Consider the following 21,892-nt stretch of genomic DNA (forward strand, 5'->3'; position numbering starts at 1 on the left):
TCTACCTCTATGGATATAGCTAAGAGAATGATTTTTGCAGAAATACATCTCAAGGCTCACGCAGATACGTAAAAGAAACGTTAACAAAGAAGAAGAGCTTTACAATTCGTCGCAACGGGCTGTAATCAAACGCTCAAGCTTAAGCTTTGAAATAAAGACAAGAGTAATAATCAATGACAACTGATACAGACCAAAATCAAAAAATTGAAAAGCTGCGCGAACTAGTCAAAGATATTGACTTTGGCATGTTAACCACCATCGATGACGACGGAAGTTTGCACAGTCGCCCTATGTCTACGAATGGCGAAATTGAATCTGATGGTACTCTTTGGTTTTTCACCTACGCTCCTTCTCATAAAGTAGATGAAATCGAACAACACGAACAGGTTAATGTTAGTTTTGCCGCACCTAATAAACAGTGTTACGTCTCTATGTCCGGCACAGCACAATTAGTCAAAGACCGCAACAAAATTGAAGAATTGTGGAAGCCGGAACTCAAAGCTTGGTTTCCCAAAGGATTAGACGAACCGGATATTGGTTTGATCAAAGTGAATGTCGTCAAAGCCGAATATTGGGATGCACCATCCAGCTTTGTGGCGCACACAATTGGTTTGGTAAAAGCAATTGCTACGGGTGAAAAAGCTAGTAGCGGCGAAAACGAAAAAATCACTTTAGGGTAAAGGTAGAAACAAAATGAAAATTTTCTTTTGGGTAACTTTATCTCTTGTGGCAGTGGGGGCAATTATGCTGTTTCTACAACCAGCTATTGACTTTCACGCAAATTAATTTAAATTTGCAGCGTTGTACGTTCGTTACGCAATAATTAGGCAAAGTCACATTTGCCCAACTATTCCCATAAGCAGGTGTAGATAAACTATGAATTATCTTGTTGCGGTCTTGTCAGACCGAATCCAAGCAGAAGAGGCTTACACTGCCCTTGAGAAAGAAGGTGTACCAACTGAGCAAGTTGACATTCTCGGAAATGGCTACAAAAGTGCTGATGAATATGGACTGATCGATCCTAATCAGCAAGCTCGCAAAGGCGCAACTAGACAGGCTTACTGGCTAATTCCCTTTGGCTTCGTAGCAGGTTACGCCTTCAATTTCCTCACAGGCATCGAAATCTTGCCAATTGGCGGTTTGGGTAATCATCTCATCGGGGGTCTGCTGGGAGCTGCTTCTGGTGCGCTGGGTGCTTTTCTAGTCGGTGGTGGCGTTGGTTTGACAGTTGGCAGTGGCGATGCTTTGCCTTATCGGAATCGCTTGAATGAGGGCAAATATCTAATTGTAGTCAAGGGTAAGGAAGAACTAACTCGTCAGGCAACTCGTGTGTTGCGCTCATTTGAGCCTGAGAATATTCAAGGTTATGCAGAATAGAATCCCCACCCGCCTGATTTTGACTTAGGTAAAACTTGCCCCAAGCCCCTAAAAGTATGGGTTTTGGAGCGATGATTATGCAGGAAATTTTTGCATCATTCAAGCCCAAATAGCATTCCCAGGCTTGAGCCTGGGAAAGAGATAATTATGCCAAGGGGTGAGAAACGGTTATTCCCTCCAATCAAGAGGTGGCTCGATTAAGGTTTCATCTGACTTGCCAGCGCGGACACCTGGCTTGTCAACAATCTTGACAGTGCTTGCTTGGGGACCTTCTATACCCTGACTCAAGAAAAAATGGACACCCGTGCCAATTTCTAAGCGGTCAAAGTCGTCATTTAGTACGCTATTGCGGTGGAAGTAGATTTCCTGACCATCTAAGCCTTTGAGGAAGCCATAGCCCCCATCGCGAAAAAGCTTGGTGACAAGCGCTGTTGTCTCCACTGCGTTGTCGTGGTTCTGACCCTTATCATGTTCATTTTGGCGCTGGGTGAGTTTTCTCAACTGCTGAGTAGCGGCATTAAAGGCATCTCGGATCACCGCATCCACTGGCGCATACTGGTTAGTATCACTGGGATTGCTTTCTGCCACGAGTTCGTGACCGGGCGGCACGGTGAGATCAATTCGCACTCGGTAAGGAGAACCACTGCGCGGGCGATCGTTAATTTTTTCGATCGCTATGTGGCAGCTACTAATGTAATTGCAAAATTGCTCCAGCTTGGCAATCTTTTCCTCAACTAAGGTATCAAGTGCATTAGTTTTGTCAACGTTGCGATAGGTAATTTCTGGTGGAACTTTCATATTTTTGTTTGATTAAGTAAAACGTAGAACGTAGAAGCCAGAAAACAAGACGGGAGAAAGAGAAGAATTTTTATCGTCGCTTCGCTCTTGGGTGTGGGGTGCGGGGTGTGGGGTGTGGGGAAAGACTTGTTTTTGTACATCCCGACGAATTGTGCAACCGGGTTTAAAACCCCACCGTCTTTTACGGTGTCAACAAGCAGGTTCGGTGCTACACCGATCCAATTGCACCCTACACCCCACACCCTACACCCTACACCCTGTTTGCTTTATGCACTTTGCATTCCTTGCAGTTGATGACGGCTATCAAGAACTAAAGCTTTGAAGTTCTAAAACTTTGATTGAGCAGGTCGCGGACTTCTTGATCGGTTGTTTGCGGAAATTTTTCATACCAAAGACCAACACAGTAGAAAGGGCTGGGTGTGTCGGCGCAGATGATTTCGTCTATGAGAGATTTAATCTCTTGGTAAGTTTGCGGTGATGAAACCGGCACGGCAACAACGATTTTTTCAGGTTGTTGTTTGTGCAATGCGGCGATCGCTGCCCGCATAGTTGCACCCGTCGCTAAACCGTCATCAATCAAAATGATAGTACGTCCAGCGATCGCAAGCTTGGGGCGATCGCCTCGATAAAGAGTTTGGCGACGATTTAGTTCCTGTTGTTCTTTCGCCGTTACTTTCTCAATTGCTTCGGTGGCTATTTTTTCCTGACGGATAATATCTTCTAAGAGTATTCTCACATTCCCAGAAGCGATCGCTCCCATCGCCAATTCTTTTTGACCGGGGACACCCAATTTGCGAACTACAAAAACATCCAAAGGAGCATTTAGCGCTTTCGCAACTTCAAAAGCGACGGGTACACCTCCTCTTGGTAGTGCCAACACCAAAACATCGGCACGATTAGCATAAGCTGCTAACTTCACTGCCAACACTTGACCCGCCAACCTTCGGTCTTTAAATAACATAACTAAACTGCTGATAGTCTTGCCAAAAACAAGTTTTTAGACTTATCGATTATAGAAAGCGAAAAAATCCCTTACCTCTGACTTTTGGGGCGACATTGCCGATATAGCAATCTACCTAAAGAATGAAATGACGCGATCGCTTTCCAGATTGAGCAAATTTTTTAGAGAAAATTCATTGTTCTTGGAAATCCGACAAAGCAAGAGGCTAAAGTCTTGTAGGGGCAATTCATGAATTGCCCCTACGTAAATTCAATAGTCTTAATATAGATGAAGATGTAGCGATCGCCAAAAATATCACCTGATGCCTAGATGAAGATATGGCGATCGCCTGACACTACATAAAACCCGATAAAAGGCTAAATCCCGCTTTTGGCTAAAGTTACCGCATTGCGGAAATGACCATTGCGCTGAGAAAATTTATCCGCCAGAAGTTGTCGATAAACAGCTTCATAGCCATCGGTCATTGCTTGCAAGCTAAAACGCTTCGAGACGTACTCCCGACAAGCACGCCGGTCTAATTCTGCCACCCGATCAATCGCACTGACGAATTCTTCGATGTTGTCGCACAAGAAACCGGTTTTTCCGTGGTCAATTACTTCTTTTGTAGACCCTAGTTTCATTGCGATAACTGGCGTCCCTGCTGCCATTGATTCTACCATCACCAACCCAAATGGTTCTCGCCAGGTAATGGGGAATAACGTTGCTACAGCATTACCCATTAAAGCATTTTTCTGCTCATGGTTTGCTTCGCCCAAATATTCAATTTGCTTACCGTCGATGTGCGGTTTGACTTCCTTTTCATAGTATTCCACATCAACAACATCCACCTTACCAGCCATTTTCAAACGCCAGCCAGCTTTTTTCGCAACTTCTATTGCCAAGTGCGCTCCTTTTTCTGGCGATATCCGACCCAAAAACGCTAAGTAAGGCTCATCCTCAGGTTGAGCGTAAAACTTATAACTGCTAACATCAATTCCGTTGTAAACAGTCGCTACACAGTTCAGTTCTAATCTCGGTTCTCGTTGTGCATCAGAAATACTGATGTATGGTTGTTGTTTAGCGTGTTTAAACATTTTTTCGTTGTCAGGTGTAAAAATACCATGCAACGTATGAACCGTTGGAGTTTTTACCAACTTAGCGTAAGGCAATGTCCCAAAGCCCATGTGCGAGTGAATAATATCAAAATCTTCAGCCCGCTCATATACCGAACTTAAATGCATCAAGTCGTAGACACCGTACTCCTTGATAGTCGGATCGAGTCGTAAAGCACGCGGATGAACTGATTCTAGCTTTGCCAAACTGATAGAATCACCCGATGCAAATAGCGTTACTTCATGTCCCCGTCGGACTAATTCATCAGTCAGTAACCCTACTACTAACTCGATACCGCCGTAAGCAGGGGGTGGTACTCTTTCCCATAGTGGGGCTACCTGAGCAATCCGCATTTACAAACCTCCCAATTAATAAGACTTGTATTTAAAACGCTTGCTTTCTTACTCAAAAGTGTTTCCAATTGATGCACCCTGTATAAGAATTAAGTTTGAAAACAAACTGTTGCAAGACAAGAATTTAATTTAAATTATATGTATATATCTCAATAATTCCTGTCTACCGGAAGGAAGGAAATGACTATCTCTTGAGAGAGGAAAGTTTGTCAAAACTCATTCAAAACGATTATTCTCTGTCTTCAGATATATACTATTTAGAGAATTTTATGCTGGTCAAAATGCTGTGGCGATCGCTAAAATAGTAGTAACAACCAAATACATAATGGTTGCTCAATTAGCGTCTTGAAAGCGCAAATTGAACCAAATTTGAGAAGTAAATTGGGAATAGCTAATGGAAGCTAGGGAAAATGCCAAGCAATAGCTTATTCCCTAATTTTTACAACGCTATGCCCGTTTAACCCGTAAAAATCGACTTTCAATAATTGGCATATGAACACAGGAATTTTGTGGTTAGGCGTTGTTTCAGTTCTTATTCTTTACTGGGTTGGAGTTAACCTACTCATGTAACCAACACAAAAACAATATACTGGGTTTTCTCACATGGAAAACCCAGAATTTTTGATGGAAATCATAGAAAATTAAAATATCAACTACACATTTGCAGCGATCGCGTCTTGGGCGTAGACAAAGGAGGGGCTTGTCGCAAGACATCGCCGGAAATAAAGAAGATATCATATTGACTATTACTCTGAAAAATGATAAACTAGAATTTGATAAGGAAGAACTAGCTTAAAAGAAACGTGAATATATCTTCATCTCAGAAAAAACCGCGTGTCGCATGGCAAGCGGTTTTCTCACTACTGATGTTTGCGGTGATGTATCTGCCGATTTTGGTACTTGCCTTTTATAGCTTCAACTCGTCGCCTTACAGTGCAACTTGGCAAGGATTCACCCTTAATTGGTATAAGCAACTATTCAGTGATGAACGTATATTATTAGCCTTAAAAAACAGCTTAATAGTTGCTTTTAGTGCGGTGAGTATAGCAGCAGTGCTGGGAACCTTGATGGCGGTAGGGATAGCGCGTTATCGGTTTCCAGGAAAGACATTGTATCGCGGTGTTTCTTATCTACCATTAATTATTCCCGATATTGCGATCGCCGTAGCTACCCTAGTTTTTTTAGCAGCCTTTGCCATCCCCTTAAGTTTGTGGACAATTGTTGCCGCTCATGTCGTCTTTTGTCTGGCATACGTTGCACTTGTAGTTTCATCGCGACTTACCAACATAGATCCCCACTTAGAAGAAGCCGCACTTGATTTAGGAGCCACACCGATGCAAGCCTTCATCCAAGTATTGCTACCTCAGCTAATGCCTGGAATTATAGCAGGTTGTTTGCTTGCGTTTGTACTCAGCTTAGATGACTTTCTCATTGCCAGTTTTACCGCCGGTAGTGGTTCCAACACACTGCCAATGGAAATTTTCAGCCGCATCAGAACTGGAGTCAAGCCAGACATTAACGCTTTGAGCGTCATCTTAATTTTAGTATCTGCGATCGTTGCTTTTATCGCTGAATTAATTCGCGCTTCCGCAGAGGATAAAGGCTGATAATATCAAATATTAGTTATTTTTTAAGTATTATATAATACTTTCACCCACATCCTCTAAGAAACAATAAATTATAAAGTTTTCAACAAGACTAGAAGTGAATCTGTAAACTTTTCCGAAATGTATTGCCAATTATAGTCAGTAAACTCACTAAATTTTTTGCTTCAGTCACACCCCCATCGTCCCATCATCGGCTATTCCACGCGTTTGTGATGTGTGAGGAGTGGGAAATTTTGGTATGTATGAATCTATTTGTTATATCTAGTAATTGCACGCAATTCATGCTTAAATTTAAAGTCATTAAAGCTTAAGTGATTACACCGCCGGGATTATACGGCGTAAAGGTAACAAAACTTATGCTGCATCAAACTTAAGAGAGGAATTTTCACCATGAAAATACCAAGCCTGTTTACAAAGGCTTTCTGGTTGACATTGGTTTGTATCAGTGTCGTGGTTGTGACTATTTTCAGATTAACCCCTAGTTTGGCTGTTTCCACGACCACAACGCCAACAGCACAACTATCAACAACTCCAGTAATCATAGCCCAGTCTGATTCAGATTCAGGACGAAGGTCTCTCTATCAAAGGCTGGGAGGCTCTACAACGCGATCGCAGCCGTCATTGACGATACCCTACAATACGTAACCACTGACCCTGTGATTGGTATATACTTTCTTGGCTTGAGCACCAACTCAGAACAGCGGCTACGTCAGTTGTTGATAGATCAATTCTGCCAAGCGGCAGGTGGTCCCTGTATTTATACAGGACGACCTATGAAGCTTTCCCATAGTGGAATTGGTGATGGTCTGACGAACAGTGAATTTGATGCTTTTAAAAATGGTGTAGCGCAAGCCCTTGATGAAAACGGGGTGAGACAAAGACCGAAAAACGATGTGCTGGCATTTGTCGAGAGTCTCAGAGGCGAAATTGTCGAAAGGTAATAAACGGGGCATGACGTTCGTAGAGACGTTCCGGACCGAACGTCTCTATAATAAATTGTTGGGTGCGGCGGCAATTCAAATCACTCAAAAACCACAGTCCGATTTCCATAGACCAAAACGCGATTTTGTAAGTGTAAACGCACTGCCCTTGCTAATACAACTCGCTCCAAATCCTTACCTTTTCTAATTAAATCTTCAACTTCATCGCGGTGACTCACCCGCACCACATCTTGCTCAATAATTGGACCAGCATCTAAATCAGGAGTAGCATAATGAGCCGTTGCACCAATAATTTTTACACCACGTTCAAAAGCTCTATGATACGGATTTGCGCCGACAAAAGCTGGTAAAAATGAGTGGTGAATATTAATAGTTTGGGGAAATTTAGCAAGAAAATCTGCACTGACAACTTGCATATATTTAGCCAATACAACCAAATCAATTTTATATTGGTGTAGTAATTCTAGTTGTTTAGCTTCCTGTTCTGATTTGTTATCTTTAGTAATGGGAATGTGGTGATAATCGATATTAAATTTTTCTGCCACCAGCTTTAAATCGGGATGGTTGCTGATAATTAGCGAAATTTCCGATGTCAGTTCTTTGGCACGTTGTCGCCAAATCAAGTCAAATAGACAATGGTCTTGCTTGCTTACCCAAATGGCAATGCGCGGGATAGTATCAGAAAAATGCAGCTCCCACTTTGCGCTTAAAGGTTGGGCGATCGCCTTAAATGCTGGTGCAATGAATTCTCGCGGCAAATTAAATCCATCCAACTGCCATTCAATCCGGGTGAGAAATAAACCAGCCGCAAAGTCTGTATGCTGGTCTGCGTGGATGATATTCCCACCATTAGCATAGATAAAGTTGGCAATTTTCGCTACAAGTCCCCGTCGATCGGGGCAGGAAATTAACAATGTTGCTGTCGGACTTGTCATAATAATATAGAGAGACTAGCTTCGGAACACAGATAACCTTTAAGTAAAATTACCATGAGCAAAGTAATTTTATACAGCTATTGCCTGAGCGAATTCATTTTAATCTGATTTAAAGCATTGTCGGAAAAGAATTAAATTATGTTTATTTAATTTAATTTTTATTTGATTTTTCCAAAAATATTACTTAAATAAACTTTAGACAAGGTAATCTTTGGGGAAATAATAACTCTTTTTTCGGAGAAAATTCTAGATAAAAATACTATTATGGTGTGCTTTCTTTACCTCGTACTGTGCCTTTTCATTTGAACGCGCAAGCCTGTTTAACTTTTTCTTTTATATACTTTTCACCTATGTACATCAGTGTACACAAAAACAAAGAGGAGAAAAATTCGACATGATTTTAGGTAGTATAAAATATAGTTTAATATAGTTTAATATTGCGAGCAAGAAACCGTGATAATTTTCGGACTTACGCACTTGACAAATAGACACTTACGTGCATTATGGGCACTACACTCAGTCTTCTTGGTTGAACTGACCAGAAGAAAAAGGAAACTCCGATACAAATGGTTCATTTACTAGTAACTTATGGAAGCAACATGCTGCACACACTTTTTATTTATTTGACAATTATTATTTACCTGGTGATGGCTTACTGTTTCTTTGCAGAATGGCTGCATTTTTTTTTACAAGATGAACAAATGAATTTAGAGCAGCGCTTATTTTCTGGTGTAATTTTGGTAATAGCTAGTATTTTATGGATAATAGTAGTGCCATTTGCTTATTTGGAACTATTAAAGTTTCATAAAAAACACAAAGAAGTTATTGATTTACTAATTAACCAGTCAAACGCCAAACTTTATGATGATTGATGATTGACATCAAAGTTATTAATTGCTGGAAGGCGGAATTTTAACATTTATTTTTTATTTAACTCTTGTCTATTTGATTAATAGATTAGTGAAAGAAAGCTCCTGCAATTTATGGGGTTTCCCTTTCAAGAACTCTTTTTCATTTATTTGGTCTTTGCTGGATTGGGTTGAACGGGGCTAGGCAAATTTTTGATATTATTATCTCCAGGTTGTTGCCACTCTGAAAGCTCCCGCTTGACTGCGTTTTCAAAATCAGTGGATACCAATAGCACATTGATATTACCATCTGGTTGAGGAGTGGGGTCAGCTTGAGCATACAAGAAACGGCGGTTAAAATCAGGTTTACCTAAAGTTAATTGATGAGTTTTCTGATTTTTCAGGTTTATATTGATAGTTGCTTGGGGTGGATTTAAACCAAAATCTGCAAGCTGGTTAGCTGGAATTGATAAAATGCGATCGCTCTTACCCTTCACCAGCAAATCCATCAAATAAGAAACAATCGGATCGTTTGCTGGAACCGCTGTAGGAGATTTTATCAACCATTTTGTATCGCCAGCATTATTATTACGTTCCAGATTTAAAGTCACATTTTCCGTCTTTACCGTCAAAGATTGCACATCATCTGCTGCAAAAGAGAAAATTTGCTGTTTTTTCTCCTTTACTTCCTCTCGCTGAGGCGCCCCTTTAATTTCATAGAAGTAAACAAAAGTACTACCACCCAGCGCAAGCAATATCAAAATTAAAGTCGTTCGTGGCAATTTCATTTTTGAACATTTGTTGGTTGTTGGTTGTTAGTGGGCATTGGGCATTGGGCATTGGGCATTGGGCATTGGGCATTGGGCATGGGGCATTGGGCATCGGTAAGAAAGAAGAAATATTTCTCCCCCTGCCCCCCTGCCCCCCTGCCCCCCTGCCCGATTACCCATTCCCCATTCCCCTCTTTCTCTTACCGTCGCTTCCACCAAAGAACAGCTGCTCCTGCTAACCCGATCAGGGGTAATATTACCAAAGACGATAATGCTAAAAGATTTGCCTGCGTCCCTGTAATATTAATACGGCGGTTTTTGACTTCTTTGGGACGAATTGAAAGAGGTTGCCGATCTTGCTGACTCAACCAAGTAACTGAGTTGAGAAATACGTCTCCATTTAACTGTTGTTGAAACAAACCATCGGTAGCGAAATCGGAATTTCCTAATACTACTAAGCGTGATTCGGTGGAAGTTGGGGGAGTGGGGGTAGGTTGAGGTTGAGGTTTGGCTGATAGTTTGCGTTTTAATGCTACACCTAAAGTTAATGGACCTTTGCGATCGCTTCCTTGATTAAACTGCAAATTTTCGCTTTGCAAGTCGCTTTCTGCCCAACTGCTGGGATAAGGTTTGGTTACTATCAGCGTGGTAGACTCGACACCGGGCACTGGAGTAACTTCTAAAGGACGGGCAAGCGGATAAAGCGAAATGCCATTACCAAAATCTTTAGTAATTGGATGTTGTCCGTATTCTGTCACTAAAGCAACCGCAGGACCAATCCCCACGTTGTTAGAAACATCGACTGCTAAACGATTATCAAGGCGCACGCCCCACTGTTGTAGTAAACTATTAAGTTTGGGGTCAGTATTTGGATCGATCATCAATAGCAAGTTACCACCTCGATTGAGATAGCTTTGCAAAGCTTTTACTTCATTGTCAAACAAAGCTTTTTTCGCACCTGCTACAACTACCACAGCTGCATCATCAGGAACTGCTGACTTTTCTGCTAAATTTAGCGCTGATGTAGTGAAATTTTTGTCACTTAATGCTTGAACTGCTTGAGAAATTGCACCTTCACCTGCCGCAAGTTGCCGTTCTCCGTGACCTTGAAGCAAGTAAACTTTAGCTGTGGTTGTGCTATTGATTTGTTGTAAGCGATTAGTTAAGCGAATTTCTGACAGACGTTCATTTTGATTCACCACTTGCACTAACTGTCGTTTATTTTCAGATTCTAGATAAACTTCTCCATAATCTTTGACACCAAATTTATCTGCTAATCCTGGTCTTGCTTGCGGATCGACAAATTCAAATTTAAACTTTGAACCAAGCCTGCGATAATTTTCCAGTAATTCTAAATCTTGGGGATTTCGATTCACATCAAACACCCATACCTTTGCAGGGTTTTGCAAAGACTGTACCAATTCTCGTGATTGTGGCGCAAGCGTAAATAACTGAGTATCAGTTAAATCTGTTCGCAGGTGATAGCGAGTGCCTAAGAAATTAATTAAACCTAAAATCGCCAATACTGCAAGAGTCGCAACTAAAGCATTTGTACCAGCTTGGGTAGAACGACGTCCCCACCAGTTAGATCGTTGAGTTTGCCAGATTAACCAAAAGCCGATGATGACAATTCCTGCAATCAAAAATGCTAATGGAATTGTTCCCCATTGCGATACTAACCCCGCTGTTAAGCCGGCAACAAGTAAAAATGGACCGAACCAAAATAGATATTTCCAAAGTGTTCGTTTTGCGATGTTTTTCATAATTATTAATTGTTATTTGTTAGTTGTTAGTGGGCATTGGGCATGGGGCATGGGGCATGGGGCAGGGGGACAAGGGAGACAATTACCAATGCCCAATGCCCATTGCCCATTGCCCATTGCCCAATGCCCAATGCCCATTGCCCATTGCCCAATGCCCATTGCCCAATGCCCAATGCCCATTGCCCAATGCCCATTGCCCACTAACTAATTACGCTGAAATCGCAATGCATCAATTGATTGTGCCGTGAGGAAGATGCCTAAGATAATGTAACTAGCAAATAATATCAAGCTGCTGGTGTCGAAGATTCCTTGTACAAGGGTGTTGTAATGTTTGAGTAAGGATAGATGACTTAAAGCTTCTCCCACGACACCGCCAATATTTTTGGCGATTAAATCTACAAACAACAGCAATAAAATCACTGCAAATGTGAGGACGGCAGATAGAATTGTGCTGTCTGTTAAAGAGGAAATAAACATTCCTAAGGATAATATCGCCGCTGCTAGTAAGATTAATGCTAGATGACCTAATAAGGGAATTGTTGGCGATATTGGTGGAGTCGATCCACTTAAGGCGATCGCTTCAAACACCAGCAGCGGTGCTACCATTGTTGTAAAAAATGTTAACACTCCCAATAACTTACCTACAGCTACTGCCCAATTGGTTATTGGTGATGTCGCTAAAAGTTCCAAAGTACCGCGTTTGCGTTCTTCGGCATACAGTCCCATTGAAAGAATTGGCAGCACAAACAGCAACAGCCATCCCATACGATCTAAAAATGCCCTGACAAATTCGTAGGGTACATCGATAGGTGGTACTGGCACCCCGATTTGTTGCCCTTGTAAATCTAAGGCGGCAACTGTTGGTAAGATACCTTCGGGTCCGAGCAAAATCAAGATTAAGAACAATCCAGACAATAGCCAAAAAATACTGGCGATCGCATAAGCTAAAGGCGATACAAAATAACTTTGTAACTCGCGGCGATAAATGGCAATAATATTACCCAGCACTACACCCATTTACGCTGCTTCTCCTTCTTTGGCTTCATCCTCTACCTCAGATGGCAAATTTCTTTCTTCTGTAGTCAGTTGCAGGAATACATCTTCTAAAGTAGCGCTGACACGTCGCATTTCATATAAACCAAATCCCGCACGCACCAATGCCATGACAATTTCGTGTCCTGGTTCGCTTCCTGGTTGCGATATTACCCGCAAATAACCTCGGTTATCCGCAATTGGGGTATGACCGTGCATTCCGCTCGGCATTGATTCTACCAAACTTACACCAGGTAAGTTTTGCAATACCTGTTTGGCTAAGGCAGGTTCTCCGGCAATTTCCAATTCATATCCAGAACCACCTGTCAACTGCGTCATCAGATTTTCTGGAGTATTAGTTGCTACTACTTTCCCCCGATTAATGATGGCTACGCGGTTACAGGTCATGCTCACTTCTGGCAAAATGTGCGTAGAGAGAATAATTGTGTGAGTACCTGCGAGACTTTTAATTAAATTCCGCACATCAATGATTTGCCGGGGATCGAGACCAACAGTAGGTTCATCTAGAATGATAGCTGGTGGATCGTGGACGATCGCCTGAGCAATGCCAACTCTTTGACGGTATCCCTTAGAAAGTTTACGAATAATTACATTACGCTTATCTTCTAAATTACAGCGTATAATCGCTGCTCTTACCTTGTTTGTGCGATCGCCTGCCGGTACTCCTTTAATCCGCGTCACAAAATACAAAAAGCCTTCAACCGTCATTTCTGGATATAACGGTGGTGTTTCCGGTAAATAGCCAATTCGTTGCCGTACTAAGAGAGAATTTTCATGGACATCGTAACCAGCAATTCTCACTGTCCCACTCGTCGCCGGTAAATAACCAGCTAAAATTCGCATGGTTGTAGTTTTACCAGCACCATTGGGTCCCAAGAACCCTAAAATCTCCCCTTGTGAGACGTTAAAAGTAACATCACTTATTGCTGTCGTTGAGCCGTATATTTTACTCAGACCATCAACTTCAATCATCGTTAAAATCGCCTGATTGCTGAATTGGACATTAAAAGATATTAATTCAATATTTTCAAAATGCAACGAATTTACAGAGATTGGGAGGTGGGGGAGTGGGGAAGTGGGGGATGAAAGGGGAATTTGAGCTTTATTACTCCCTTCGTGCTTGAAGAATACTTATTTAACGAACCGCTAAGGCGCGAAGGACGCGAAGGAGGAAGAAAAAGAAGATAGGTAATTTTGTAGCGGCAAGGGAGTAGCACCAAACTCCGAGTTCAGAAGGTGAAACTTCGAGTTCAGAAGGTGAAACTCCGAGTTCAGAAGGTGAAACTTCGAGTTCAGAACACGAAACTTCGAGTTCAGAAGGTGAAACTTCGAGTTCAGAAGGTGAAACTTCGAGTTCAGAAGGTGAAACTTCGAGTTCCGAACACGAAACTTCGAGTTCCGAACATGAAACTCCGAGTTCAGAACATGAAACTCCGAGTTCAGAACATGAAACTTCAAGCTTGACTGTTGACTGTTGACTTTTGACTCTTGACTACTAACACCATTTCACGCTCAAGTATGATACAAATCATTCTCTTTTCCCCTGCTTTCTGCCCCTGCTAGAGTGCGGTCTATTTGTATCAACCCTAAAGTGAAACGGTATAACTATATGGTGAACTCGACTGTTGTTAAAACACTTTACGTTAATCCTGCAACTGGGAATGATAAAAATCCAGGTGACTCCAAGTTCAGTCCGTTTAAGACCATTAGCCGTGCTTTAAAGGTAAGCACAAAATCTACAATTATTCAACTGGCGGAGGGAAACTACAATTCTCTGACTGGAGAGGTGTTTCCGCTATTGATCCCCGATGGTGTGCTGGTGGTGGGTAACGAAGGCACTAAAGGTCGAGGAATTGTAATTGAGGGGAGTGGTGCATATCAAAGCCAAAGCTTTGGATGGCAAAATATCACGCTGCTATTGCTAGGTGAAGCGACTGTCATGGGTGTGACTGTGGCAAATACAACCGCAAAAGGCACTGGTGTTTGGATTGAATCGACGGCACCCTCTTTGGTTAATAATACTTTTGCCAAATGCGGTCGGGAAGCTTTATTTGTGACGGGCACTGCTAAACCTGCAATTCTAGATAATGTGTTTGTGAAAAACGCTGTCAGTGGCTTGGTGATGGCTGGTAATAGCAAAGGGGAAGTGCTGCGGAATATTTTTCAAAAAAATGTTATTGGCATCGCAATTAGTGATTCTGCTGCCCCAATGCTTGTAAAGAACAAACTCATAGAAAATCGGACAGCGATCGCTCTTTCTCGACAAGCGCAACCGGTGTTACGTCAGAATCTAATTGCCAATAATACCCAAGGTGGAGTGTTAGTCAACGGCAATGCAAATCCCAATTTAGGTAATAAACAAGACAATGGCGCAAATATTTTTCGCGATAACGGTCAATTTGATTTAAATAATGCTACATCACAAAAACTAGTATTAGTAGGTAATCAGTTGAATCCGGCACAGGTGAAGGGATCGGTCGAGTTTATCGCTCTTATTTCCGATTTGGCTGGACATTGGGCGGCGGATTTTGTGGAAGCATTGGCAAGCAAGAATTTGATTAACAGCTTGCCTGATGGGACTTTTGCCCCAGATAAGCCGATGACTCGCGCCGATTATGCAGCTTTAGTAGCGGCAGCATTTAATCCCGTACCCAGACGCCCAGCACCGGATTTTATTGACGTACCCAAGGATTTTTGGGCTTATAATGCGATTCAAATCGCGGCGCAGGGTGGTTTTGTTGGTGGAAAAAGCGATCGCACTTTTCGCCCCAATGAAAATGTCCAGCGACTGCAAGTGATTGTCTCTCTAGTTAACGGACTGAAGCTGCCACCGGCTGATAAAGATGCCTTACTCTGCTACAGTGACCGTAATACCATTCTTGATTATGCCCGTACAGCAGTTGCAACTGCCACACAACAAAAAATCGTAGTTAATTACCCAAACCCCAAGCAAATCGAGCCTTCTCGCTTTGCCACACGCGCCGAAGTAGCAGCAATGGTTTACCAAGCATTAGTCGCTATCAAAAAAGATTCTCCGATAAAATCACCGTATATCGTTTCAAATGAAAGCAGTTGACAAGTAGAATAAAAAACACTTCCTACAAAGTTAAAAGCACTTGTTAACTTACCCTGTAGCTAAAAGCACTTCGAGGCTATATGCATGGGTTGAAACTTTATACCTCTTGCCAGAAGCTGATAGCCAGATGCTCACACCAACCCTGGACACCTCTGCCACACCACATCACTCAACCGGGCGGCACAGCGCTCAATCCTTTGAAGGGGCGTATATGAAGGGTGACTCCCAAACCCCAACACACGAGTGGCTCGACTTGGCAGCCGCTTTATTAATTCACTATAGTTTTGACCTCAGTGGGTACAGTGCCAGTGAGTTAGTTAACCGTTGGCAAACTCAGTACCCAGTTAATTGGCTACACTTAGCAGTGATTGAAGCACTGTATCAAGGTCGTTACAAAGCGTTTTCAGTTCAGCAAATCTTAACATTTTGGCAGCGACGCGGGCAGGCGATTTTTCATTTCAACATGGAATTTGAACGTTTGATTTGCAGCAAATTTCCGGAAAGCTTAACTTCGCTAACTTCACCGTTTATATCTGAAAATAAAGAAAATACTCCTAAATTACCACCAACCGCAAATTCTCTAACTGACAATTCAGCGACTGCTGCAAACGTCAATAATGGGTATAAACGCAACAATAAGTCTATACAAGCGATCGGTGAAGAAAAGTTATTACAGGAACAAACATTCGGAAGTACAAAAGATAAGAACCTTTTGCCATCTTCCACAACTAAAGTGTCTAAATATTCCCTTGGGCATCAGACATCTTATGCTTCAAGCCAAACATCTTCTTTGAATCAACAGACATTGTGTTTACCTGCTGCCAATCATCCGCCAATTGGACAATTCACCCCAGAAAAAAGCGATCGCTCTGAGTTGTTCACATCAAAACTCAAAGCAATCAGGAGTGAAAAGCCACTACGACGTTATACCCAAGAAGAAACCGAGGGTTGAAAATAGTTAGGGGCAGTCTTAACAAATTATTACCAATATCTTGTGAATTAAATTTGGGCAGATTAAAATGTTCAGCAAATTTTTAATAGATAGATTTATATGCGCTTACCTGTTGTTATTAATATCGGGCTAATGCTGTTTTTAGGTTTGAACACCCCAGTATTATCTCAATCTCCCATACATCGGGCACAATCGCCAGCAGTAACTAATTTGAATTTAAGGCGGTTGCAATTTAACCGAAATTTGTGGAATCATCGGAATATTTCCAACTATCGCTATACACTTAGCAATAGTTGCTTCTGCTTACCTGACGCAAGAGGACCGGTAGTTATTGAAGTACGTTACGGTCAAACAACTTCCATCACTTCTGTTGCCACCGATCAACCAGTCGATCCACAACTTTTCTTTGCATACAATACGATTCCCAAGCTTTTTGATGTGATTCAAGATGCTATTAACCGTAGAGCATACAGCCTAAATGTTCGATACAATCCCAGATTAGGCTACCCAACCCAACTTGATATCGATTACAGCAGCCAGATAGCTGATGAGGAAGTCTATCTCACTATTGAAAATTTTGAAATAATCCAATAGAAATACACGTAGGGTCCGGCTTAAAGCGGTGTGGATGTTCCTCCCGCTTTGTTGCCGTTGTGTTAGACGAGAGTACGGCACCGTCCTTTATGCTTTGGTGCGTTAGGACAAAGTCCTAACGCACCCTACTACAGCCCGTAGAAGTCTTCATCTAGTATTTGCGCGATCGAGAAAGGGCAAGTAGTTGGATATTCATTATCTTCTGGGATACGAACACCAAACTTAGCCAGTTTGCCCTCCTTAATCGCCCCTTTACGGGCATCAGGATAAGCTTTTTCCAGTGCTTCTATCAAAAAACTGTTGAGCGAAGGAGTATCTGCCAAATTATCGAGAACCCGCTGACGATGTTCCAGCACCGAACTGTACCAACTACTTTTCATCGTATCTGGAACATCATGCTGAACCTTCAATTTAAGTAAATGTATCAACAAAATTTTGAGATTACTTCTCAGAGCATTCTTTTCTGATTTTCCCAAACCTGTTAGTTCCTCAATCAAATGCTCGATATCCAACGTCTCAAATTCACCACTTTTTAATTGACTGATGGTTTGCTCAATCCACAACTGAAGATCGCGATCGTATAGCGTGTTAGACATTTGTAAAATTTAACTCCAAACAGTACGCTATTCCATTTTGCTTCGACAACCCACTAACATTTTTCAGTTTATCGCTTTTGCCAAACAGTAATGTCCTGTCTAGGAACAAAACTATGACGAATCCTCAAAAACACACCCCCAATCGTATCCGATACAGTTTTCCGCTTTGTTTATAGCAATTCTCGGTTACGTGAGGTACACCCGTAGGGGCACGGCACTGCCGTGCCCCTACACGCGACGATATAATGTTGTACCGCATCTGAATGGGAACTGCTATAAGTCCCGATAGACGCTTGTGAGAGCAGAGTATAAAAAAGGAGCGATCGCCTGTTTCTCAACTTGATTAAGAATCATCGATAGAAACATGGCGATCGCCCCTAGCGTTGGCGGAGCGATCGCGTCACAAATATACAAGCTTAATTCGTCGGCGAAATCATTCCTCTCAAACCGTTTCTGTTGAGAAGTTTGAGCATTTCGTTGGCGTTATAGCGACTGCTAAAAACTCCTGCTTGCATGACTCCTCTACCTTGCCAAACCGTAGGAAAAGCACCCGGTGCAATAAATCGCACTCTTTCTTGCTCACTTTGATTTGCTATTTCCACTATTACTCGATAACGCAAACCGGTTTGGCTAACGCCCATAGACAAAGGCGATTGACCGCGATACATTGTTGTTGGGTTTTCAGGTGCGCTAGTTGCTTCTAATGATGGGGATGTTGTTTGCGGTGCGTTAAACTCGATTGTGTTAGAATCAACCCGCACATAATTCAACTGTGGCGCCAGTGCGTTAGTTGCGATTGGAGATGGCGCAGAAACTGATTCCCGATATCCTGGTAAGCTACTAGGAGTAGGGAAGCTGGCAAGTTTAGAGATAGGTTGCTGTTGATTTGTAGAAGCCACGGAAAGCGGAGAATTGGCGCTTTGTAGTGGCAGTAGTTGCGGATTCAATCCCGTCGAAGGAATATTGGTTCTCGGTGATGACGGTTTTAATTTAGGAGTTTCGGATACTCCGGGTGCATCGAAGGTGATTTCTCGATTTGCTGAAGTTGAGGGTGCTGGATTGTTGGGTAATGAAGCTAACGCACTTCCACCTTGCATATCTATCTTACCGGCGATGCGATCGCTTCCCAAGTTATTTCCAGCCGCAGTAATTACTTGTTTTGCAGCAAGCGCGTTAATGTCATAACGAGCATTATTGCGAAACTGATTACCACCGGGTTCTCCTGCGTTACCTAAATCAGGCAAAGCCTGTGCGATCGCTACTAACCCATCTTCTTTACTGCCCTCAATTACATTATTCCGTAAAATTGGGCGAGCATTCGCTTGAACAACAATTCCGGCTCTGTTGTTTTTAATTTGATTGCCTACTATCATTGGCGTGGCATTTTTGGCAATATTAATCCCAAAACCCGTTTGTTCAAAAACATTTTCTCGCACTTGCGGACTCGAATTACCATCTATGGTGATTCCATTCGCTCCATTGCGATAAAAGTAATTTTTGCTAATAATGGGCGCACTGCTTCCATTGACAGAAATGCCATCTTGTGTGTTACCCGTAAAAGTATTTTCGACGATTACAGGATTGCTCGATTCAATCCACAAGCCGTAACCACGGCGATTGGGGTTCGTCACTGTCACCCCAGTTAATCGGGCTTGGTTTGCTCCGACAATTGTGGCATTTTGTCCGCCAAAGCTGCGACTGAGGTAATCACCACCCCCCTGAATTTCCAGATCGCGTCCTCGGTTGTGGCTCTCTCCTTGAATTGACACTCCTCTTTTGAGAATTAAAGGAAATATCTCTCCGGTTTGGGTACTGTAGGTACCTTTAGAGAGCATAATTACAGTATTGGGTTTGGCTAGTTGCAGCGCTTGGGTAATTGTTTTTAAGGGTGCGCGTTCACCACCATTGCCTAGTTTGTCATTTCCGACACTTGGGTTGACAAACAGCACATTAACCTGAGACATTGTTTTTTCACCCATAGGCATCTGATTTGGTGCTTTGGGTTGAGCTATGGCGGTGTCGGCAATACCCAACAATGCTGTAGTTACCACACCTACGCCAAGGGTAAAACAAAAAATAGAGGAACGAACAACCAAAAATATTGCTAATTTCAAGTAAGAATCTGGTTTGACATCAAAAGCGATCGCCTTGGATGGCAGCATATCTGCTTTACGATAGTTAGAAAACACTAGGGGGAAAATCAATTTAGAGCACTCCTTACAACCAAGATAATTTTTTTATACTCAGACAACGGCTAGTATGTCGATAATATTACCCAGATATTGACCTATTGGCTACTTTTAATACAAAGTTATGAAGGATTGGGGGCATCGGGCATCGGGCATCGGGCATCGGGCATCGGGCATCGGGCATCGGGCATCGGGCATCGGGCATCGGGCATCGTCCAAGTGAAATTCTGAAACTTCTTTTTATTCCCCTTTCCCATTGCCCCCAATCGAGCGTGCCCATTGCCCATTACCCATTACCTATTACCTATTTTCTATTCCCAATCCGTAATCCCTAATAAATAATCAACTTCAATGCGAAAAATATTGCAAATATGAAAGAGGCTGGCTGTGACGATGAAAGCACTAATGGGGTTGTTGTAATGGTCGAGCCATACAGCCAAACAGAGCAGATACAGCATGTTATTTACCGCATTTTAGACGCAAATTTAGATCGCGCTCGTGAAGGCTTGCGAATTATTGAAGAATGGTGTCGCTTTGGCTTAAATAATGCCCAATTAGCTCTTGAATGTAAGCATTTACGACAAGAGATAGCTAATTGGCATACGCCTCAAATGCGGGCGGCACGGGATACACTAGGCGATGCTGGTACTGAGTTAAGTCATCCTCAGGAAGAACAACGCGCCAATATAAAATCGTTATTGCAAGCTAACTTCGGTCGCGTACAAGAAGCAATGCGGGTGCTGGAAGAATACAGCAAGCTCACTCATCCGAATATGGGGAAAGCTTTTAAGCAGATGCGCTATCGGGTTTATACCCTGGAAAGTACTTTATTAGGTTATCAGCGCCATCAACTGCTATTGCGATCGCGTCTTTATCTTGTCACCTCCCAAAGTGAAAATTTACTGTCAACCGTTGAAGCTGCCCTTAAAGGTGGATTAACGCTTTTACAGTACCGCGACAAAACCGCTGATGATACTGTGCGTCTAGAACAAGCTATGAAGTTGCGGCAGCTATGTCACAGCTATGGCGCTCTTTTCATCATGAATGACCGAGTAGATTTGGCTTTGGCAGTAGATGCAGATGGAGTACATCTCGGACAGCAAGATATGCCGATTGCCATTGCCCGACAATTACTCGGACCGCAGCGCTTGATAGGTCGTTCTACCACAAATTCAAAAGAAATGCAAGGGGCGATTGCCGATGGAGCAGATTATATTGGTGTTGGACCAGTTTATGAAACTCCCACGAAAGTAGGTAAAGCAGCAACTGGCGTAGAATATGTCAGTTATGCGGCGAAAAATAGTCCGATACCTTGGTTTGCGATTGGGGGAATCGACCCAAATAATATCAACGAGGTGATTGATGCTGGTGCCCAACGTGTAGCGGTAGTGCGATCGCTTATGGAAGCGGATCAACCTACTTTAGTAACACAATATTTCCTCTCTCAACTTTATCGCGTTAAAGCAAATGCGTAAAACAATTCCAAGCTTATGTCTGACCAAATTACACTTTCTATAAACGGGGAAACTCGTACTTGCTCATCCCAAACACCTTTACCCGATATACTCCAAGAATTAGGTTTTAATCTTCGTTTAATAGCGGTGGAGTATAACGGGGAAATTTTACACCGTCAGTTTTGGTCTGACACAAAAATACAGCAAGGCGATCGCCTTGAAGTAGTCACGATTGTCGGGGGTGGATGAGTCATTGGTAATTGGTGAGCCAGTGCGTTGGGGAGGCAGTGCGGTCTTCTCCCAAAGGGAGAGGCTAGCGCCAAGGGGAGGCAGTGCGTTGGGCGGCTCCGCCGACTTGAAGCACCTGCCGTGGTTTCCCCAAGTGGAGCATCTGCCGTCGGGGATGCCGACTTGAAGCACAGCCGCGAACCCCGAAGGGGTAATTGGTAATTGGTAATTGGTAATTGGTAATAATTTTTACCATTAACCCCTTTCTTTCTCTTCAAGAGTCAACTATCGACTATCAACTATCA

26 protein-coding genes are annotated in these 21,892 nt (G+C 42.6%); 10 read left to right on the plus strand and 16 right to left on the minus strand.

Going from position 1 to position 21,892, the window contains the following annotated elements; genetic code table 11:
• The first annotated feature begins 173 nt into the window (after positions 1-173).
• Positions 174-680 carry a pyridoxamine 5'-phosphate oxidase family protein gene (locus AABK37_RS02770; RefSeq protein WP_432550086.1) on the plus strand — a complete coding sequence of 169 codons (507 nt, stop codon included), beginning with the start codon at positions 174-176 and terminating at the stop codon, positions 678-680.
• Between the two features lie 196 nt (positions 681-876).
• Complete coding sequence (locus tag AABK37_RS02775) at positions 877-1,377, plus strand: hypothetical protein (RefSeq protein ID WP_432550087.1); 501 nt, start codon at positions 877-879, stop codon at positions 1,375-1,377.
• 168 nt (positions 1,378-1,545) lie between these two features.
• Here AABK37_RS02775 and AABK37_RS02780 read toward each other — a convergent pair whose 3' ends face one another.
• From AABK37_RS02780 to AABK37_RS02790, 3 genes are all read right to left on the minus strand, one after another.
• On the minus strand, positions 1,546-2,175 hold the full coding sequence (locus tag AABK37_RS02780) for an HPF/RaiA family ribosome-associated protein (RefSeq protein WP_432550088.1): 630 nt from the start codon (positions 2,173-2,175) through the stop codon (positions 1,546-1,548).
• A gap of 310 nt (positions 2,176-2,485) precedes the next feature.
• Positions 2,486-3,136: a phosphoribosyltransferase gene (locus AABK37_RS02785; RefSeq protein WP_432550089.1), complete on the minus strand. Its 651-nt coding sequence runs from the start codon at positions 3,134-3,136 to the stop codon at positions 2,486-2,488.
• A 356-nt stretch (positions 3,137-3,492) separates the two neighbouring features.
• The gene (locus AABK37_RS02790) at positions 3,493-4,581 is read right to left on the minus strand and encodes a glycosyltransferase family 4 protein (RefSeq protein WP_432550090.1); all 1,089 of its coding nucleotides are present in this window, start codon (positions 4,579-4,581) and stop codon (positions 3,493-3,495) included.
• A gap of 803 nt (positions 4,582-5,384) precedes the next feature.
• Here AABK37_RS02790 and AABK37_RS02795 point away from each other — a divergent pair.
• Complete coding sequence (locus AABK37_RS02795) at positions 5,385-6,188, plus strand: ABC transporter permease (protein ID WP_432550091.1); 804 nt, start codon at positions 5,385-5,387, stop codon at positions 6,186-6,188.
• A 656-nt stretch (positions 6,189-6,844) separates the two neighbouring features.
• Complete coding sequence (locus tag AABK37_RS02800) at positions 6,845-7,129, plus strand: group I truncated hemoglobin (RefSeq protein WP_432550092.1); 285 nt, start codon at positions 6,845-6,847, stop codon at positions 7,127-7,129.
• 80 nt (positions 7,130-7,209) lie between these two features.
• On the opposite strand, the gene purU is transcribed toward AABK37_RS02800, so the two are convergent.
• Entirely contained in the window at positions 7,210-8,064 is an 855-nt protein-coding gene (gene purU, locus AABK37_RS02805) for a formyltetrahydrofolate deformylase (RefSeq protein WP_432550093.1), read from the minus strand.
• A 566-nt stretch (positions 8,065-8,630) separates the two neighbouring features.
• Here purU and AABK37_RS02810 point away from each other — a divergent pair.
• Entirely contained in the window at positions 8,631-8,936 is a 306-nt protein-coding gene (locus AABK37_RS02810) for a hypothetical protein (protein WP_432550094.1), read from the plus strand.
• Between the two features lie 143 nt (positions 8,937-9,079).
• Here AABK37_RS02810 and AABK37_RS02815 read toward each other — a convergent pair whose 3' ends face one another.
• The 7 genes from AABK37_RS02815 to AABK37_RS02845 form a co-directional block, all read right to left on the minus strand.
• On the minus strand, positions 9,080-9,700 hold the full coding sequence (locus AABK37_RS02815) for a DUF4340 domain-containing protein (RefSeq protein ID WP_432550095.1): 621 nt from the start codon (positions 9,698-9,700) through the stop codon (positions 9,080-9,082).
• Positions 9,648-9,794, minus strand: coding sequence for a hypothetical protein (locus AABK37_RS02820; RefSeq protein WP_432550096.1), 147 nt, complete (start codon positions 9,792-9,794; stop codon positions 9,648-9,650). Before AABK37_RS02820 ends, AABK37_RS02815 begins: the two co-directional genes overlap by 53 nt.
• Positions 9,728-9,862: a histidine kinase gene (locus AABK37_RS02825; RefSeq protein WP_432550097.1), complete on the minus strand. Its 135-nt coding sequence runs from the start codon at positions 9,860-9,862 to the stop codon at positions 9,728-9,730. Before AABK37_RS02825 ends, AABK37_RS02820 begins: the two co-directional genes overlap by 67 nt.
• 20 nt (positions 9,863-9,882) lie before the next feature.
• The gene (locus tag AABK37_RS02830; RefSeq protein ID WP_432550098.1) at positions 9,883-11,445 is read right to left on the minus strand and encodes a GldG family protein; all 1,563 of its coding nucleotides are present in this window, start codon (positions 11,443-11,445) and stop codon (positions 9,883-9,885) included.
• Positions 11,446-11,527: 82 nt separating this feature from the next.
• Positions 11,528-11,632 (minus strand): hypothetical protein, encoded by a 105-nt coding sequence (locus AABK37_RS02835; protein WP_432550099.1) that lies wholly within the window; start codon positions 11,630-11,632, stop codon positions 11,528-11,530.
• Between the two features lie 17 nt (positions 11,633-11,649).
• Positions 11,650-12,462 (minus strand): ABC transporter permease, encoded by an 813-nt coding sequence (locus AABK37_RS02840; protein WP_432550100.1) that lies wholly within the window; start codon positions 12,460-12,462, stop codon positions 11,650-11,652.
• On the minus strand, positions 12,463-13,470 hold the full coding sequence (locus AABK37_RS02845) for an ABC transporter ATP-binding protein (protein ID WP_432550101.1): 1,008 nt from the start codon (positions 13,468-13,470) through the stop codon (positions 12,463-12,465).
• 637 nt (positions 13,471-14,107) lie between these two features.
• Here AABK37_RS02845 and AABK37_RS02850 point away from each other — a divergent pair.
• The 3 genes from AABK37_RS02850 to AABK37_RS02860 all read left to right on the plus strand — a co-directional run bounded on the left by AABK37_RS02850 (position 14,108) and on the right by AABK37_RS02860 (position 17,120).
• Positions 14,108-15,574, plus strand: coding sequence for a DUF1565 domain-containing protein (locus AABK37_RS02850; RefSeq protein ID WP_432550102.1), 1,467 nt, complete (start codon positions 14,108-14,110; stop codon positions 15,572-15,574).
• A 211-nt stretch (positions 15,575-15,785) separates the two neighbouring features.
• Positions 15,786-16,526, plus strand: coding sequence for a hypothetical protein (locus AABK37_RS02855; protein WP_432550103.1), 741 nt, complete (start codon positions 15,786-15,788; stop codon positions 16,524-16,526).
• Positions 16,527-16,625: 99 nt separating this feature from the next.
• Entirely contained in the window at positions 16,626-17,120 is a 495-nt protein-coding gene (locus AABK37_RS02860) for a DUF6174 domain-containing protein (protein ID WP_432550104.1), read from the plus strand.
• Positions 17,121-17,248: 128 nt separating this feature from the next.
• Here the strand turns inward: AABK37_RS02860 and AABK37_RS02865 are convergent, their stop codons facing one another.
• The 4 genes from AABK37_RS02865 to AABK37_RS02880 all read right to left on the minus strand — a co-directional run bounded on the left by AABK37_RS02865 (position 17,249) and on the right by AABK37_RS02880 (position 20,192).
• Positions 17,249-17,716 carry a DUF29 domain-containing protein gene (locus AABK37_RS02865; RefSeq protein ID WP_432550105.1) on the minus strand — a complete coding sequence of 156 codons (468 nt, stop codon included), beginning with the start codon at positions 17,714-17,716 and terminating at the stop codon, positions 17,249-17,251.
• A 273-nt stretch (positions 17,717-17,989) separates the two neighbouring features.
• Positions 17,990-18,130: a hypothetical protein gene (locus tag AABK37_RS02870; RefSeq protein WP_432550106.1), complete on the minus strand. Its 141-nt coding sequence runs from the start codon at positions 18,128-18,130 to the stop codon at positions 17,990-17,992.
• Between the two features lie 2 nt (positions 18,131-18,132).
• Positions 18,133-19,920, minus strand: coding sequence for a DUF1565 domain-containing protein (locus AABK37_RS02875; RefSeq protein ID WP_432550107.1), 1,788 nt, complete (start codon positions 19,918-19,920; stop codon positions 18,133-18,135).
• A gap of 107 nt (positions 19,921-20,027) precedes the next feature.
• Positions 20,028-20,192, minus strand: a complete 165-nt coding sequence (locus AABK37_RS02880; protein WP_432550108.1) for a histidine kinase — start codon at positions 20,190-20,192, stop codon at positions 20,028-20,030.
• Positions 20,193-20,276: 84 nt separating this feature from the next.
• On the opposite strand from AABK37_RS02880, the gene AABK37_RS02885 reads away from it, so the two are divergent.
• Entirely contained in the window at positions 20,277-21,380 is a 1,104-nt protein-coding gene (locus tag AABK37_RS02885; protein WP_432550109.1) for a thiamine phosphate synthase, read from the plus strand.
• A gap of 15 nt (positions 21,381-21,395) precedes the next feature.
• Complete coding sequence (thiS, locus tag AABK37_RS02890; protein WP_432550110.1) at positions 21,396-21,608, plus strand: sulfur carrier protein ThiS; 213 nt, start codon at positions 21,396-21,398, stop codon at positions 21,606-21,608.
• Between the two features lie 64 nt (positions 21,609-21,672).
• Here the strand turns inward: thiS and AABK37_RS02895 are convergent, their stop codons facing one another.
• Complete coding sequence (locus tag AABK37_RS02895; protein ID WP_432550111.1) at positions 21,673-21,843, minus strand: hypothetical protein; 171 nt, start codon at positions 21,841-21,843, stop codon at positions 21,673-21,675.
• Positions 21,844-21,892: the final 49 nt, after the last annotated feature.

The sequence above is a fragment of the Tolypothrix sp. VBCCA 56010 genome (genome assembly GCF_050875635.1).
GTDB lineage: Bacteria > Cyanobacteriota > Cyanobacteriia > Cyanobacteriales > Nostocaceae > Hassallia.